The following is a 16,917-nucleotide window of genomic DNA, read 5'->3' on the forward strand; positions in this document are numbered from 1 at the left end:
AGTTGGTTAGAATTATCACAAATCCGAAGAGGTCTGACCTCTTGAGTGTTGCAACAAGATGGAATTAAAAATGACAAAATCAAAATTAATAACCGGCAGTGGAGAGCGTATAGCTATAGTCGCGGGATTACGTACGCCGTTTGCAAAACAAGCGACTGCTTTTCATGGTGTTCCTGCTGTCGACTTAGGCAAAATTGTTGTCAATGAATTACTACAAAAGCATGACGTTGACCCAAAAATTATCGACCAGTTAGTGTTTGGGCAAGTAGTACAAATGCCAGAAGCACCCAATATTGCCCGTGAAATTGTACTAGGTACTGGCATGAATGTTCATACTGATGCTTATAGTGTTTCTCGTGCCTGTGCGACTAGTTTTCAATCTGCCGTTAATGTTGCTGAGTCAATTATGGCGGGTTTTGTTGATGTGGGTATTGCTGGCGGTGCTGACTCTTCGTCTGTTGCGCCCATTGGTGTCTCGAAGAAATTTGCTCGCACCTTATTAGATTTAAGTAAAGCCCGCTCATTTGGTGCAAAAATGGCGCTTATTCGCCAGCTTAACTTTAAGGATATATTACCTGTACCTCCGGCCGTTGCCGAATATTCTTCTGGTTTGTCAATGGGACATACTGCAGAACAAATGGCAAAAACACATGGTATTACCCGTGAAGCACAAGATGCATTAGCGCATCGCTCACATACTTTAGCCACGAAAAGCTGGCAAGAAGGTAAGCTAGCCGGTGAGGTGATGACCGCCCATAGCGAACCCTATAAGTCATTTATCGAAAGAGATAATTGTATTCGTGAAAACTCAGAGTTAGCCAGTTATGCAAAATTACGCCCCGTTTTTGATCGCAAACACGGTACGGTAACCGCGGCGACAAGTACGCCGCTAACCGATGGCGCTTCGGCCATTTTAATGATGCGTGAAGGCCGAGCTAAAGAACTAGGTTATAAACCTTTAGGCTACATTCGCAGTTACGGCTTTGCCGCTATTGATGTTTGGGAAGATATGCTAATGGGGCCAAGTTATGCTTCGCCAATCGCCTTACAGCGTGCCGGCATGAATTTAGCCGATATAGATTTAATTGAAATGCATGAAGCCTTTGCGGCACAGGCGCTGGCCAACGTGAAAATGTTTGCCAGTAACAAGTTTGCCCAAACGCATTTAGGGCGTGATAAAGCCATTGGTGAAATCGACATGGACAAATTCAATGTCATGGGTGGTTCGTTAGCTTATGGTCATCCGTTTGCAGCAACAGGTACTCGATTGATTGTACAAACATTGAATGAATTAAACCGCCGTGGCGGCGGTGTTGGCTTAACCACAGCTTGTGCAGCTGGTGGTTTAGGCGCGGCTATGATTGTGGAGACAGATTAATGACTGATGTAACAAATAGTGAACAAGCAGAAAATAATAAAAGCTTTAGTTTAGCTCGCCAAGAAAATGGTATAGCGCATTTGATCATGGACGTTAAAGGCGACTCTATGAACACTTTAAAAGCTGAATTTTCTGATGAGATCGCGGAAATATTAAAAGAGATTCGCGAAGACAAGTCGATTACTGGCTTAGTATTAGCCAGTGGTAAAGCGGATTCTTTTGTCGCCGGCGCTGATGTGCATATGTTGGCGAATTGTACTTCTGCTGCGCAAGCCACGGCTTTGTCACGTCAAGGGCAAATGATTTTTGATCAACTGGAAAATTTATCAATCCCGGTTGTTGCTGCAGTGCATGGCGCTTGTTTAGGTGGCGGATTAGAGCTTGCTATGGCGTGTCATGCCATCGTTTGTAGCGACAGCCCAAAAACCGTCCTAGGCTTGCCTGAAGTGCAATTAGGTTTACTGCCAGGTGGTGGTGGCACGCAACGATTACCCAAGCGTGTTGGGATTCAAAAGTCATTAGATATGATGCTAACCGGTAAGCAATTACGTGCTAAGCAAGCATTAAAATCGGGTTTGGTAAATGAGGTAGTGCCGTCGAGTATTTTACTGAAAACTGCAGAGCAGCTAGCGCTTTCTGGCAAGGTAAAACCTAAAGTTCGTCAATTATCAATGATGGATAAGTTACTTGAAGGTAACAGCGTAGGCCGAAATATTTTATTCTCTAAAGCGACAAAAATGGTATTAGGTCAAACTAAAGGTAACTATCCTGCACCTTTAAAAATAATTGACTGTATTCGAGCCGGTGTTGAGCAAGCTGCTTCAAAAGGTTATCAAGTGGAAGCTGACCATTTTGGTCAATTAGTGATGAGTGATGTTTCTGTTCAGCTTAGACAACTATTTTTTGCGACCACAGATATGAAAAAAGAGCAGGGCGTTGAAGGTGTGGCGCCTAAAAAAATAACTAATACCGCAGTACTCGGTGGCGGTCTAATGGGGGGAGGTATCGCTTTTGTCACAGCAACAAAAGCTAAATTACCTGTGCGGATAAAAGATATTTCAAATCAAGGTATCAGCCATGCCTTAAAATATGGTTATGATTTGTTAAACAAAAAAGTTAAACGCCGTTTTATGCGTCATAGCGAAATGCAAAGTCAATTAGCCCTAATAACCGGTACGACAGAATATACTGGCTTTGGCAATGTTGGTCTTGTTGTTGAAGCGGTGTTTGAAGATTTAGCCTTAAAACAAAATATGCTGGCGGATATTGAAAGCCATTGTAAAGAAAGTGCTATTTTCGCCAGTAACACTTCAAGCTTGCCAATAGGCCAAATAGCAGAGCACGCTTTACGACCTGAAAATGTTATTGGTCTACATTACTTTTCACCGGCTGACAAAATGCCGTTAGTGGAAATTATCGCCCACGATAAAACCTCTGATCAAACTATCTCGACTACCGTCGCATTTGCCAAGCAGCAAGGCAAAACACCGATTGTGGTAAAAGATAAAGCCGGTTTTTATGTTAACCGTATCTTAGCGCCTTATTTAAATGAAGCCGCGACGTTATTGCTTGAAGGTTGCTCTATTAAAGCGCTTGATAAAGCTATGGTTAAGTTTGGTTTTCCCGTTGGACCTATGCAGCTATTAGATGAAGTGGGTCTTGACGTCGGTGCTAAAATCGGTCCCATTCTACAAGCAGAATTAGGTGATAGATTTGCTCCACCAAAGGCATTTTCTAAATTAATTGATGATGGCCGTTTAGGTAAAAAAACTAAAAAAGGCTTTTATCAATATAATACTAAAAGTAAGAAAAAATTAGTCGATGAAAGTGTATACGCCTTGCTAGGGCTTAAGGTGAGCAATACCACGGTTACTGACGCACAAGTTGAGCGCTGTGTTTATATGATGCTTAATGAAGCAGCTCGTTGTTTAGATGAAGATATTATCCGCAATGCCCGTGACGGCGATATTGGCGCTATTTTTGGTATAGGCTTCCCGCCTTTCCTTGGTGGACCCTTCAAATATATGGATAAGATTGGCGCGGCAACTTTAGTGAGTAAATTAACCAAATGGCAAGCTGAATTTGGTGAGCGATTTACGCCTTGTGATGCCTTAGTGAAAATGGCAGAGCAAAATGAAAGCTTTTATAATTAGCCTATACTCTGGCTAACATTATCTTATACGGTATTTATTTACCGCTAAGGTGGTGATAATTGATTTACTAAGGGGCAATTTATTGCCTCTTTTTTTATTGTTTTTTTTAATAGAGGTCTATTAATTTGAGATAATAAGCTAACAATAAAATACATAGTTTTTGAATAATTACTCTAAACTTGTTAAAATAACTAGGCGTGTTGGTTTTTTTACTTTTCAAGTCTAATTTTTCAAAGTGAGTAGAGCATGATTTTGTTATTCAGCGGGGTATTAAGCGTTGTTTTTTCTTTGTTTTTTTATTGCCAGGCAATCAGCAGTGGCTTAGGTATAAAGCGATGGGCAATAGCCGGTTTAATGTTTGGTCCTTTTGTTTGGCCTATGTTTTGTATGAAAAAACGTGTAAAGATATACCAGCGTTTTGGTTTTGATTGCCTGTTATTTCCAGCATAATAAAAAATATAGCCTGTTTTAATGTCAGTAACTTTTAATTTATAAAGACGCTAACTTCCTTGTAGCGTAGTGTCTAATAATCTTTATAAAAATCAACAGGCTTTATAAGGTCTTAATTCCACCAAGTACTTGCAGGCATTTCTTTTATTTCGATGCTTGCCGCAATAGTGTTTTCAGTTTTCGCAGTCATAAATAATGATTTAATTAAATTAATCATAAAGCCTCCTATATACGAACGGTGCCACGTTTAGTGCCAATGCGAACGGTGCCACGTTTAGTACCAATGCGAACTGTGCCGCGTTTAGTACCTATACGAACTGTTCCTCGCTTTGTACCAGTGACTTCAGCGTTGAAGTCGTTTACGTTTACGTTTGCAGCAGCAGGTGCACCTGACATTACCAAAGATAAAATTAATGAACTAAGCATGGTATTCCTTATTGTTATTAAATTAAATTAAATTCAATAAGAGTAAAGCGAAAATCGTGCCAACAATAAAAGTCTTAATTTACAAGGCTCTTAACGCAATTTTTACATAAAATTTACAGCGTCATAAAGTTGACGACTTTGTTTAAATGGCATTTTTTCCAAATGAAGTGGATTTATTGGCAATTTGAAAAGAAAGCAGATATTTTTGGAAGTCACCTTTAGGTAGCGGTTTACTATAAAGGTAGCCTTGTAATTGTTCGCAACGTAAGCCAGATAAAAAACTCAATTGCTGATTGGTTTCAACACCTTCTGCGACCACTTGCATACCTAAGTTATGCGCGATAGTCACTATCGTTGCCACCATATTCCGTCCTTGCTCTGAGGTTTCAATATCATCAACAAAGGCTTTGTCTATTTTTAACGTATTTAAGGGGAATTTTTTCAAATAGGCTAGTGAAGAATAACCCGTACCAAAATCGTCCAGTGATAAATGGATGCCCATCGCACGAATTTGTAACATAGTATCAATCGCTTTTTGTGGTGAGTCCATTACCGTGCCTTCAGTGATTTCTAGCTCAAGATATTTTGCCAATAAGCCACTTTCTTTTAACGTATCAGCAATCATTGCCACCAAATTTGGTTGGGTAAACTGCACTGCCGAAAGGTTAACCGCCACACGTCCGTCAAAAAGCCCGGTATCGACCCACTTTTTAGTGGCAAAGCATGCTTTGCGTAAAACTATCTCACCAATATCTATAATTTGCCCTGTTTCTTCTGACACAGGGATAAAGACCACTGGGCTTATTATGCCTTTATTCGGTGTTTCAAAACGAACTAAGGCCTCCATACCCGCTATTTTTCCTGTTGCAATCTCGATTTTTGGTTGATAAAAAACCGAAAATAAATCTTCCTTTAATCCGTGTCGAATTAAGCTTTCTATTTGCAGGCGTTTAACGGCGGTTTTATTCATTGAGTCGCTGAAAAATTGGTATTTATTACCACCCGTGTTTTTCGCATGGTACATGGCCGTATCGGCATTCTTAAGGAGCTCTTGTGGACTCGCGCCATCTTCAGGATAAATTACGATGCCAATACTACTATAAAGCACAATTTCTTGGCTTTTAAGCCTAAGCGGTAGTGCAATAGATTTTAAAACTTCTTTGGCGATGTGGGTGATGGTATGAAGATCATTGGTGTTCTCAACAATTAAACTAAATTCATCGCCACCTAAACGATAAACCGTATCTTGATTTCGGCCTAGAATTTTAATGCGTTCGGCCACTTTGCATAGCAAAACATCGCCAACTTCATGCCCTAATGAGTCATTAACTTTTTTAAAGTTATCTAAATCAAACACCAGTAAGGCATGTGGGACTTTATTGCTCACTAATTTTTGTTGATTGGCTTGAAAATAAGCACGATTCGGTAACCCAGTTAAGGTGTCGGTATTGGCAAGTTTTCTTAATTCTGCTTCTGTTTGCTTGCGTTTGGTTATATCAGAAAAAACGCCGACAAAGTGCGATATATTACCACTGTCGTCACGAATGATATCGATATTAAAGTCAGTTGAATAAATCTCGCCATTGTCACGTTTACTTTTTATTTCACCGTGCCAATTACCTTTGGTCATTAAATGCTGTTTAACCTTTTGATTAAAGCTATCAGGATATTGATCAAAATTAAGTAAAGTCCCTTGCATTTGTAACTTATTTTTACCGGTTATATTTTGAAATGCTTGATTGATATCTACGACAGTAAATTGACGGTCATAAATAACAATCGCGTCTGAAATATTCTCGATACATTTTGCAAAAAGCTTTAAACGTTCATCGGCGCGTTTAATTTGACTAATATCTTTTAAGGTCCCTGTCATTCGGCTAGGTTTGTTTTTTTCATCTCGTTCGACAATTTTTCCACGGTCTAGCACCCAGATCCATTTTTCGTCTTTATCTTTAACACGATAGGTCGCTTCAAAGTGTTCGCTATTGTCTTCCATGTGCTGGTTTAAAGCTTCCCGTACTCGTGGGATATCGTGTTGGTGAATATTGGTTTGATCTGCTCCAACATTTCGCTTGCCATCTTGCGGGAATTCTAAAACTCCCCATATATTCGAGCGAAATATTTTTCCGCTCTTTATGTTCCAATCCCACATTTCATCGCCACTGCCCCAAAGAGATAGTTTAAGACGCTCTTCACTTAACTTTATTTGTAGGTGATAAAGACGCTTATGGCGTATCTGTTGCAATATGTAGGCGAAGATTAATAGTGCAATAAGGCTATAGAAAAATATGGCACCAGGTGACAGCCACCATGGTGGCATTATGGTAATATTTAGCGTTTTTATTGCACTTTCTTGGTTGTTTTGTAAATCGTATGCTTGTACTTCGAAAGTGTAGTCACCGGGACTTAAATTTGTATAAGTTGCTCTTTGGTTATTTTTACCGGCATCAATCCAATTCTCATCTAAACCAACCAGACGATAACGATAATTTATCTGGTTTGGTAGCTTTGCGTTAGGTGCGACAAATTCAATACTAAATTGAGATTGAATATGCTGTAAATTAAGAGAAGTTAAATGATTCGGTGAGTTTTCTATATGAAATTCTTTATCTATTGCGTTTGGTTGTAAAGCGCTAGCAACAGGCACCTCTTTGTTGGCTATTAATATATTAGAAATAATGGGAGTGGGTATACGTTGTCTTATTTGAGAAACTTCTTGAGGGATAAATGTATGAAAACCATTTATTCCACCAAAAAAAATAGTCTCTCCAGATGTTAGTATTGAACTATCACTAATATACTCATTGTCACTTATTAGCATATCTTTATTAAAAGACTTAACTAATTTATTTTTTGGGTCAACTGAGTTGATTCCGATATTGGTTGAAAGCCAACCTGTACCAATCGAGTCAATAACTATATCAGCAATGAAGTTGTTGCTCAGACCGTTCTTTTCGTTAAAATGTAATTCCGTACTATTTTTTTTGTTTATTATTGCTAAGCCATTGCGTCGTGAGCCTAACCAGATCCATTCATTTGATATAGCAATAGTTGATATTTCTCCAAATTTACTTCTATCTGAAAGTAAATATAGTTTTTTTGAAAATTCAAGTTTTTCAACATTAAAGTTTAAAATTTCACCTTTATTTGTGGAGAGCCATATTCTGTTATCATCATCGTATTTTAATGTAGTAAATATACTTCCATTTTCCTGCACATAAGTTTCAAATTGATTGGTTTGAATGTTAAACGATGCTAACTGCATTTTGCTATCTATAAACCAAATTTTATTTTTTATTAAAAACAATTGACTTAAGTTGGTGTGATGGGAATTGTTTTTCCAAAATTTGTTTTCAGTTAATTTTAAAGTTTTAGTATTAAAGTAATAGAGACTTCCTGGTTGATTCGAACTTTCTGCTTCAGTTCGTAGCCAAAAATTATCTTTATTATCTAACATTAAGTGAGAAATAGTAGACATATTTCCAATTTTTAGTTGGACGATTTTTTCTTCTGCATTTAGGTAGCTTAGTTTTCCATCATCTGTTGCAAACCAAACCCTCCCGTCTTCAGATTCTGCAAAAGCATATACAGCGCTCGATGCTTTTTCATAATTAAATAAGCCATGCCTAATCTTTAGCTGCAAGCTATTAAAGGTGTTAATGCCATTTCCGTCTGTACCAATCCAAATATTATCTGCACTGTCTTTGAACAACTTTAATATATAATTATTGGAGATAGCATTTTTATGTTGCACAGTTTGATATGCATCTATATTTCCCGTTAACAAGTTGATAATGTTTAGGCCATTTAGCGTACCTAACCAAACCGCTGATTCATTTAATAATGTGATAGCTCTCACATTATTTGATAATAATTTACCATTTACATTTTCTTCGTTAGCTGAATAATGCTTTTTAATTTTATATTCTTGAGAAATAACAAATAAACCATTATCAGTTGCTAGCCAATATTGATTATCAATAATTTTCAGGTCAAAAAGGCCCGTAGCATTAATTGATAAATTCCACTTGTTTTCGCCTGACAGTGGGACTAAAAATGACATTGCACTATTGGCTAAATATATCCCTTTATCATAAGTGCCAAGCCAATAATTACCTTTGTTGTCTTGAAAGATGGTTTTAATTTCTCTTAAAGCCGAATCAAAACCTCGAATTCTTATTCGAGAGAAGTTTTTATTGTTTTGGTCGTATTTATGTAGACCCTCTTTGGTGGATACTAAAATATCATTTTGTTGGTCTTGATAAATGTCCCAAATTTCGTTGTCTTTGAGCGAGTTGCTGTCGTTGGTTTGATGAAAGAAGTTGTCAAAACTGTCTAATGCTTCGTTGTAACGGCTTAATCCTTCGTTTGTTCCAACCCACATTATATTTTGCTTATCTATAAAAAGTTTGCGAATGAAGTTGCCAGCAATAGAGCTTTTATCGGTACTATCGTGACGATAATAAACGAAGTTTTTGCCATCATAACGATTTAAACCGTCCTGTGTAGCTATCCATATAAAGCCATTGTTGTCTTGTATAATATCGTAAACATAGCTCTGTGATAAACCTTCGGCAATTGAGATGCGGTCAAACTTCAGTGGGGGGGTATTAATATTGTTTTCTGACGCTAGAATTTTGCCATAAGGGTATAGGAGAGTCACTAGAGCTAAGACAGCAAACATGGCACGAAATTGAGAAATTAATTTTTTTTTGAAAAAAAGCAAAAGCACTAATACAACCCTTTTTAGTTAAACCTATACCTTAATGATTTAGCTTATTAGGTATGCCATATATTTTGATTATTTCTGGATGCTAGGCCCTATTACAATGGATGTGAGGAACTAAGTCAATCTTTGCTGTTATTGTGTCGGCATTGTGTGGTGATATTCCGGTTATTAATATATTCACTTGTTTGTATCGGCTAACTTAATATTTTCTTTGACATTTTTTCAATAAAAATTCGATATTGTCATTAATAGTTACATTCTTGGTCATTTTATCTAACTGCGTTTTGTTTTCATAACTTAATAACGACAAGCGATCTTTTAGCTCTGCGCCATTAAAATATTGTTGGAGAAATTCAGCTACATTATCTATTGAGATAGTTTTAATCATAGCAATGAGTTTTTGCTTTTGGTCAAAAGAGGCTTCTTTATTACAAATAGCGGCCCAATAACGCTGACTTTTAATTCTCAAGTTCGTATCTTTTTCTTGTAACTGACTTGCTAGGCCAAATTGTAAATGCTGCCAGTGCTCAGCAGGCAAATTGGTAATGTAATTATTTGTTCGAGCGATAAAGTCATTCATGGCCTCTGTTAATGTTACTGAGTCGGTGTGCGGCGATTGAATATAAAAAGCAATGCCTGGGTAACAATTAATCGGTATAAAACCGACACCAACCAAATAGCCATATTGTTTTTCTGTGCGCATTTCTTGGAAGAAAATAGGCGACAATAATTGATTAGTTAACATGGTTAACGCGATTGTGCGCAAATCTTTATTTGGCATGGGGTAGTAGAGTAAAGCTGCGTGATCATGCTCTGGTAACTCCATCGGTAGTGTTAATGGGCCTATGCCTTGAAGATCTAGACATGGAACTTCAACTTGGTTATCTTGAGATAACTTGCCATCAAAAACTTGTTTAATCTTGGTAATAATATGGTCAGCAGACCGTCGGGACCAATTGCCATGAATGAGTAAATTGACCGCGGTGTTTTCAAAAATACGGGCTACAAAATTTGTAAACGTTTGAAACGCTATTTTTTCTAGGGCATTAATTAAACTTTGGTTACTGGGGCTTTTGGGTTGCATTGTGGCGCTAAGGTTGGCAAATAGTTGTGAAATTGATTTGCTGTTTTCTGCGTTTTTCCAGTGACTGAGCAGCTCTTGCTTAAATAATTCGAATTTATTCGGACAAAATTTTCCCTGCATTAAACTAGCTAACAATAGCGGCAATAGTTTTTCTTGTTTTGTACTAATGCCTGATAATTTTAGCGTTAGCCCACTCTGATGAGAATATAGGTGATAGTGAATGCCTGCTAATTCGGCGTTGTAATGCTCCTCAATAACAGCGTCGCTGTAAAGGTCAATAAATAAACGTGTCATTGCTATCGTGCTAGCACTTTCTATTACGGCTGGAGAGTCTATAGAGAGATAGATATAGCCTTTAGGAGTATTAAAACTAGTGTCATGTTTAAACCAAACATTTAAACCATTTTGCTGACAAATATTTTTGGGCGGTGTCAGCGGGCTATTTTCTGTATCATCATTTTTTATCAGCTTAGGCCGGGACACTATATAAGGGTTTTTGCTGGGTAAAAAAAGCGCGTCTATCTTGGGGGCATTTTGCCACTGCTCAATTTCCTCAGGTTTAATATCCTTGACCGAGTAGGGAACTTGATACCATTTACTAGTGTTAACATGAGACTGTTGAGGAACATTTTTATCGATAGAAATAATGCGAATATTAGTCGCAACCATTAAGCTAAGTAAGGTATTTAGTGTTGTTTGATTTTGACCTTCCATAACGTAATCACCGAAAATGTAATCTTGCTCTGGATAATGTTGCATATTGATCACAAGTTGGCTGACAGAGTTCAGAGGTGATAGTTTTTCTTGGTAAGAAAATGATAACTCAGCTAAGGCTTTTTTCTCTTGATAATACTGTTGATTAATTGGCGCTTGTTTAAGTAAATTTAGATATGAAAATACGATACTGACAATGGTAGTGATGTGCTGTGTACCTAATTCAGAAAGTGAGATGCTAATATTGAAATCTTTAAAATTAGAGCCATTTATGCCTGAGCCAGCCGTTAAAGCCAGCGCCCATTGTTTACTTTTTAATAATGATAAAATGCTACCCGGACCTTCATGCCCAATTAAGTAGGCCAGAATAGCTTCAGGCTTTTGACGATAAAATTGATCAATACTTGGCATGGCAAAGCTAATGATCAGCTGTTGATCGTTTTTAACTGGCTGCACCGTGATCCATTTTTGTTGATGCTGGGCCAAGTAAAGCGGCTCACTAATTTTTGTTTTAGCCATGCCATTAGTGTTGATCTTGGAAAAATGCTCATGGGCTAAGTTTTCTAATTCGGTGAGCGTTTGTGGTCCTTCTAACACTAAGGTCATAAAATGCGCTTGATAATGCTTTTGAAAAAACTCACACAACTCATCGCGTAAATTGTAACCGACTTTATCGGCTAAGGTCTCACTGCTACCGACAGAAAACTTTGCGAAAGGGTGAGCTTGATTAATGGTTTCTTTGTGAACGTCGTAAAGGCGTCGAATATCGTCTTTAAGCTTGAGTTTGAATTCGGCGTCAATGTTCTTACGTTCTTTGTTAACAAATTCTTCAGATAATAACGGCATAGTAAAAAACTCGCCAAAACGTGCTATTGCCGCGCTGAAATGTTGATAACCTATATCAAAGAAAAAACAGGTATGTTCTGTTGCTGTCCAAGCATTATTACTGCCGCCATGTTGATTAATAAATTTCTGATATTCACTGCCATCAGGAAAGTTTTTGGTGCCAAGAAATAGCATGTGCTCAAGAAAATGAGCAAGTCCCTGTCGATGATTAGGATCATCAAAATGCCCCACGTTAACGGCTAAAGCAGCGGCAGATTTATTTGATTCAGGGTTATGGATCAACAAAGCTCTTAAGCCATTGCCTAAGGTGATGGTTTGATAGTGTTTAGCGTCATTCGGGCTTTGTTTCACGGTTACTCCCGCACAATTTATGCTGTAGCTCGGTATGGCTATGCTCTATTGATAATCTTTCTAAATTACCTTAAGGAATAAGGTGAGTCCATTTTATTCTTATTAGATGTTATAAAAAGCTAAACAATTCGTTTACTATAGCCAAAATTATTGAGAACTAGGGCTAAACCACTTGAATATATAAGATTCATCTTGTTTAGACCTACAATCAACAATATTGAAAATTGTGTTGAAATTAAGGTGTTTATGCAAATTTTTGTTATGCGTCACGGACAAGCTAAAATGATTGCGCCGTCTGATGCACTCAGACCGTTAACTGAAAACGGCGTCAAAGAAGCTAAAATTATGGGACAATGGTTATTAGAAAACAGTCTTTCATTTGATTGTGTTTTTGTTAGCCCATATTTACGCGCGCAACAAACGGCAGATGCCGTGATTAGCCAATTAGGCAATGTAGGTAAAAGGCAAACCTTAAGTATTATTACACCAGAAGATAGTGCTAAAGATGTTCATGATTATCTTGATGCCGTTTGCGCTGTTGAGCAGTACCAGAAAATATTATTAGTGTCACATATGCCTTTGGTAAGTTATTTGGTCGCCGAATTGAGCAGTGATAACACTATGCCGATATTTCAAACGGGCTCGGTAGCGCAAATTGACTATGATACCGACAAAATGCATGGCGAGCTTATTCGCTTAATGTCACCTAATCAAGTCGTCAGTTAATGAAGCTTTCAGTTAATGAAGTTCGGCGCTAGGTTGCCATGATGTTTTTGAGACTCTGGCTCGTTAAGTGTTTTGGTTAATCAATACTAAACTTGTCTTTTAATTCGACTAAAACCAGTATGGCGCCATTGCCACCCCATTCCAATGGTGCTTGATGAAAGGCCATCACATCAGGGTGTTGTACTAACCAGTGCGGCACTTTATTTTTCAATATGCGGCCACCTAAACCATGAACGATACAAACACATTGTGCATGCTCTTTTTCACAAGCGGCAAGCAATGCGGCAATTTCACGTTTTGACTGGTAAAGATCAAGGCCGTGTAAGTCTAAAATTAAGTCAGGGGCGTATTGACCACGGCGTAAATTTTTAGCTTCAAAACTATCAACGCCATCACGAACGTACTTTAGAGGACCATTAAGATTCAGCGCGGGTTCAAATTCATCCGAGAAATGAAACTCAGCCAAGGCTTTTTTATCTTTTTGTTTTGCTAAAGTCGTTTTCTGCTTGCTGGTTCTTTTTGCCGGGTGTATTCTGTCCTGCACCATAGGTTTTACCTTACCTATGGTGTCTTTAAATAAATTTATTTCTTCCACATTAAGTGCGTCTTTAGATTTCATTTGCGAAGTTTAAAACATCGACGAACAATAACAAGTGAAAGTATAATAATAAAAACAAGTGTTATGATAATAAAACCTGAGGAAAGCGTGGGAATAATAAATTTTGTAGAGGTAAGTGAACAATTACATACCGTTAATGATTATGTGCGTTTTGGTGCGAGTCAGTTTAATCAGGCTGAGTTGTATTTTGGTCATGGTACAAACAATGCTTGGCATGAAGCGCTTATTTTGGTGATGCATCAACTGGCTTTACCGCAAGAAATATCTAATGATCTTATGCAATGTTGTTTGGTATCTCAAGAGCGAATAGCGATTTTACACTTGTTTGAGCGGCGAATGGTTGAAGGGCTACCTGCAGCATATCTAACTAATCAAGCGATGTTTTGTGGCTTGCCCTTTTATGTTGATGAACGGGTGCTAGTGCCACGCTCACCCATAGGTGAGTTAATCGATAATAAATTTGCCGGTTTAATTGATTATGCGCCAAAACAAATTTTAGATTTATGTACCGGTAGTGGTTGTATTGCTATTGCCTGCGCTGTTGCGTTTCCTGAAGCAGAAGTTGATGCAGCCGATCTTTCTATTGATGCACTCAATGTCGCACAAATCAATATTGAAGGTCATGGTTTATCAGCACAAGTTATGCCAATTGAATCTGACGTTTTTTCTGGGCTCGTAGGGCAAGGTTATGATTTAATAGTGACAAACCCGCCTTATGTTGATCAAGAGGATGTCGATGCATTGCCGCAAGAGTATTTACATGAGCCAGTAATGGGCTTAGGCAGTGGTTTTGATGGCTTAGATATCGTACGAAAAATTTTGGCGCAAGCCGCGAGTCATCTGCATGATAATGGCGTATTGATTTGTGAAGTGGGCAATTCACAAATCCATTTAAGTGCTGCTTTCCCCAACGTGCCATTTCAGTGGTTGGCGTTTGAACGAGGTGGCCATGGCGTGTTTCGTTTAACTAAAGCACAACTAGAAAATCATCAGCAAGATTTTCAGGCAATAAATAATTAATACCCAACAAGCTGCCTAGCGTAGTTTGTTGGGCACTCTGATACCAATTCATTAAGGCATTTGGTATATCATCATTTTTTACGGGTAAGATTCATTATGTCAGGTAATACTTTTGGTAAGTTATTTACAGTTACTTCATTTGGTGAAAGCCACGGGTTAGGCTTAGGGGCCATTATTGATGGTTGCCCTCCAGGTTTAGAGCTTAACGAAGCTGATTTACAGCACGACCTTGATCGACGCCGACCGGGTACATCGCGTTTTACCACCGCGCGCCGAGAAGCCGACGAAGTCAAAATAATGTCAGGTGTTTTTGAAGGTAAAACTACCGGCACACCTATTGGTTTATTAATTGAGAATACCGACCAACGTTCGCAAGATTACGGTGATATTGCCAAGACATTTCGTCCTGGACATGCGGATTATACTTACTGGCAAAAATATGGCATTCGTGACTACCGTGGTGGCGGTCGCTCTTCGGCGCGTGAAACTGCGATGCGTGTGGCAGCGGGTGCAGTAGCAAAAAAATATTTAAAACAGAAATTTGGTATCACTATTCAAGCTTGTGTCACCCAGATTGGTGAGGTATGTGCTGAAAATATTGATTGGAATATTGTTGAAGAAAATCCGTTTTTCTTTCCAGATGCAAATAAACTTGAGCAATTAGATGAATTATTACGTGGCATTATGCGTAAAAAAGACTCTATCGGCGCTAAATTGATGGTAGTAGCGAATAATGTGCCTGTGGGTTTAGGTGAACCTATTTTTGATCGTTTAGACGCGGATATTGCCCATGCCTTAATGGGCATTAATGCGGTGAAAGCGGTAGAAGTTGGCGACGGCTTTGCTGTTGTTAATCAAAAAGGCTCTGAGCACAGAGACGAGTTAACCCCTGAGGGTTTTGCGTCAAATCATGCGGGTGGTGTTTTAGGTGGCATATCTTCAGGCCAACCTATTGTTGCGTCGATTGCATTAAAGCCAACCTCTAGTATCGGTGTTAGTGGTAAAACCGTTGATCTTGCGGGTAAGTCTGCTGACATTGTGACTAAAGGCCGTCATGATCCTTGTGTAGGCATTCGCGCAGTACCGATTGCTGAAGCTATGTTAGCCTTGACCTTGATGGATCATTATTTGAGACATCGAGCACAAAATATGGATGTGATTTGTCAAACACCAGATATTGAACGTTAAGCTTGCGGGTAAATCCCCAAGCTATGGTAGCCTAACCTAATGGCTTCAAAACAATTCATGCGTCTGTCGACAAATTATTTTTGGTATTTTGGTCTCTTAGGTCTAATCGTGCCTTTTTTAGCGGTATTCCTTGATGACAGAGGTTTTACTTCGCTAGAAATTGGTGAAATATTAGCGGTGATCACCGCAACAAAAATAGTAGCGCCGTCATTATGGGCGCAGCTTGCTGACAAGTCAGGTCAACAACTAACGATAGTGAAGGTTGGCGCACTGCTGTCGTTGTTTTGTTTTAGTTTGATTATTTGGACATTCAGTTACTGGCCATTAATGTTTAGTTTGGCCATGTTTAGCCTCTTTATTACCTCAATATTACCGCAAATTGAAGTGATGACCCTGAACTCTATTCGCAAAAGTGCGAAAATATATGCCCGCATTCGTTTATGGGGCAGTATCGGTTTTGTCATCGTTGCTATGCTCAGTGGTGAACTCATTGAGCGTTATTCTGCCGAAGCCTTTAGTTATATTGGTATTGTCATATTAGCAGGGCTTTTTATATCGACACTGTTCAACAAGCAACCTCGAATAGCTAAAAAAACCTCACTTGATAATGTCTCTATTAAAGCCAAAGTGCTAAACCGTAACTTTTTGTTATTCTTTTTTGCCGGCTTAATGTTGCAAATGAGCTTTGGACCTTATTATGTTTTTTTTGCTTTATACCTTAAAAATTTAGCTTACTCAGGCTTTTTAATTGGTATTTTTATCGCTATTGGTGTGGTTGCTGAAATTGGGGTTTTTGTTTTTGCCGCTATTTTCTTTAAGAGTTTCTCACTAAAAACGTTAATTAGCATGAGTATATTATTGACGGCATTTCGCTGGTTTATTGTCGGACATTTTGCCAATAGCGATATGGCATTGGCATTCTCCCAACTGATCCACGCGCTAAGTTTTGGTTTATACCATAGTGCCAGTATTAGCTTTATTCAACAGCACTTTAACGCGAACCAACAAAGCCGAGGGCAGGCGATTTATATCGGTGGTGTTTATGGTGTTGGTGGTGCGATTGGTGCCTATGTAGCTGGCTTATTATGGCAAGAGGGTATTGGCGCCGTGATAACCTTTGATTTTGCGGCGATTACCGCCCTAATTGGCGGGGTTTTAGCGCTATTTTTGCGTAATAAACCCATTAAGCGAAAAGTCAGCCTACCTTAGAATAATCGATTATTTATTTCACTG

10 protein-coding genes are annotated in these 16,917 nt (G+C 38.5%); 6 read left to right on the plus strand and 4 right to left on the minus strand.

Annotated features, from left to right (window positions below; translation table 11 throughout):
- Nucleotides 1–70: 70 nt before the first annotated feature.
- Complete coding sequence (fadI, locus tag H4J65_RS02725; protein ID WP_182195187.1) at nt 71–1,378, plus strand: acetyl-CoA C-acyltransferase FadI; 1,308 nt, start codon at nt 71–73, stop codon at nt 1,376–1,378.
- The gene (fadJ, locus tag H4J65_RS02730; protein WP_182195190.1) at nt 1,378–3,531 is read left to right on the plus strand and encodes a fatty acid oxidation complex subunit alpha FadJ; all 2,154 of its coding nucleotides are present in this window, start codon (nt 1,378–1,380) and stop codon (nt 3,529–3,531) included. Before fadI ends, fadJ begins: the two co-directional genes overlap by 1 nt.
- Nucleotides 3,532–4,206: 675 nt before the next feature.
- Here the strand turns inward: fadJ and H4J65_RS02735 are convergent.
- From H4J65_RS02735 to H4J65_RS02745, 3 genes are all read right to left on the minus strand, one after another.
- Nucleotides 4,207–4,407 carry a hypothetical protein gene (locus H4J65_RS02735; RefSeq protein WP_182195193.1) on the minus strand — a complete coding sequence of 67 codons (201 nt, stop codon included), beginning with the start codon at nt 4,405–4,407 and terminating at the stop codon, nt 4,207–4,209.
- Between the two features lie 142 nt (nt 4,408–4,549).
- A complete protein-coding gene (locus tag H4J65_RS02740) occupies nt 4,550–9,139 on the minus strand; it encodes an EAL domain-containing protein (protein ID WP_182195197.1) in 4,590 nt (1,529 codons plus the stop codon).
- A gap of 196 nt (nt 9,140–9,335) precedes the next feature.
- Nucleotides 9,336–12,131, minus strand: a complete 2,796-nt coding sequence (locus H4J65_RS02745; protein WP_182195201.1) for an insulinase family protein — start codon at nt 12,129–12,131, stop codon at nt 9,336–9,338.
- A 246-nt stretch (nt 12,132–12,377) separates the two neighbouring features.
- Between H4J65_RS02745 and sixA the strand changes: the two genes are divergently transcribed.
- Nucleotides 12,378–12,857 (plus strand): phosphohistidine phosphatase SixA, encoded by a 480-nt coding sequence (sixA, locus tag H4J65_RS02750; RefSeq protein ID WP_182195204.1) that lies wholly within the window; start codon nt 12,378–12,380, stop codon nt 12,855–12,857.
- 76 nt (nt 12,858–12,933) lie between these two features.
- Here sixA and smrB read toward each other — a convergent pair whose 3' ends face one another.
- The gene (smrB, locus tag H4J65_RS02755) at nt 12,934–13,476 is read right to left on the minus strand and encodes an endonuclease SmrB (protein ID WP_182195207.1); all 543 of its coding nucleotides are present in this window, start codon (nt 13,474–13,476) and stop codon (nt 12,934–12,936) included.
- Nucleotides 13,477–13,563: 87 nt separating this feature from the next.
- On the opposite strand from smrB, the gene prmB reads away from it, so the two are divergent.
- The 3 genes from prmB (at nt 13,564) to H4J65_RS02770 (ending at nt 16,893) form a co-directional block, all read left to right on the plus strand.
- The gene (gene prmB / locus H4J65_RS02760; RefSeq protein WP_310649909.1) at nt 13,564–14,496 is read left to right on the plus strand and encodes a 50S ribosomal protein L3 N(5)-glutamine methyltransferase; all 933 of its coding nucleotides are present in this window, start codon (nt 13,564–13,566) and stop codon (nt 14,494–14,496) included.
- A gap of 96 nt (nt 14,497–14,592) precedes the next feature.
- Nucleotides 14,593–15,684 (plus strand): chorismate synthase, encoded by a 1,092-nt coding sequence (gene aroC, locus H4J65_RS02765; RefSeq protein WP_182195232.1) that lies wholly within the window; start codon nt 14,593–14,595, stop codon nt 15,682–15,684.
- Between the two features lie 39 nt (nt 15,685–15,723).
- Nucleotides 15,724–16,893, plus strand: coding sequence for an MFS transporter (locus H4J65_RS02770; RefSeq protein ID WP_182195235.1), 1,170 nt, complete (start codon nt 15,724–15,726; stop codon nt 16,891–16,893).
- The last annotated feature ends 24 nt before the right edge of the window (nt 16,894–16,917 follow it).

The sequence above is a fragment of the Colwellia sp. MB02u-9 genome (assembly GCF_014077085.1).
GTDB lineage: Bacteria > Pseudomonadota > Gammaproteobacteria > Enterobacterales > Alteromonadaceae > Cognaticolwellia.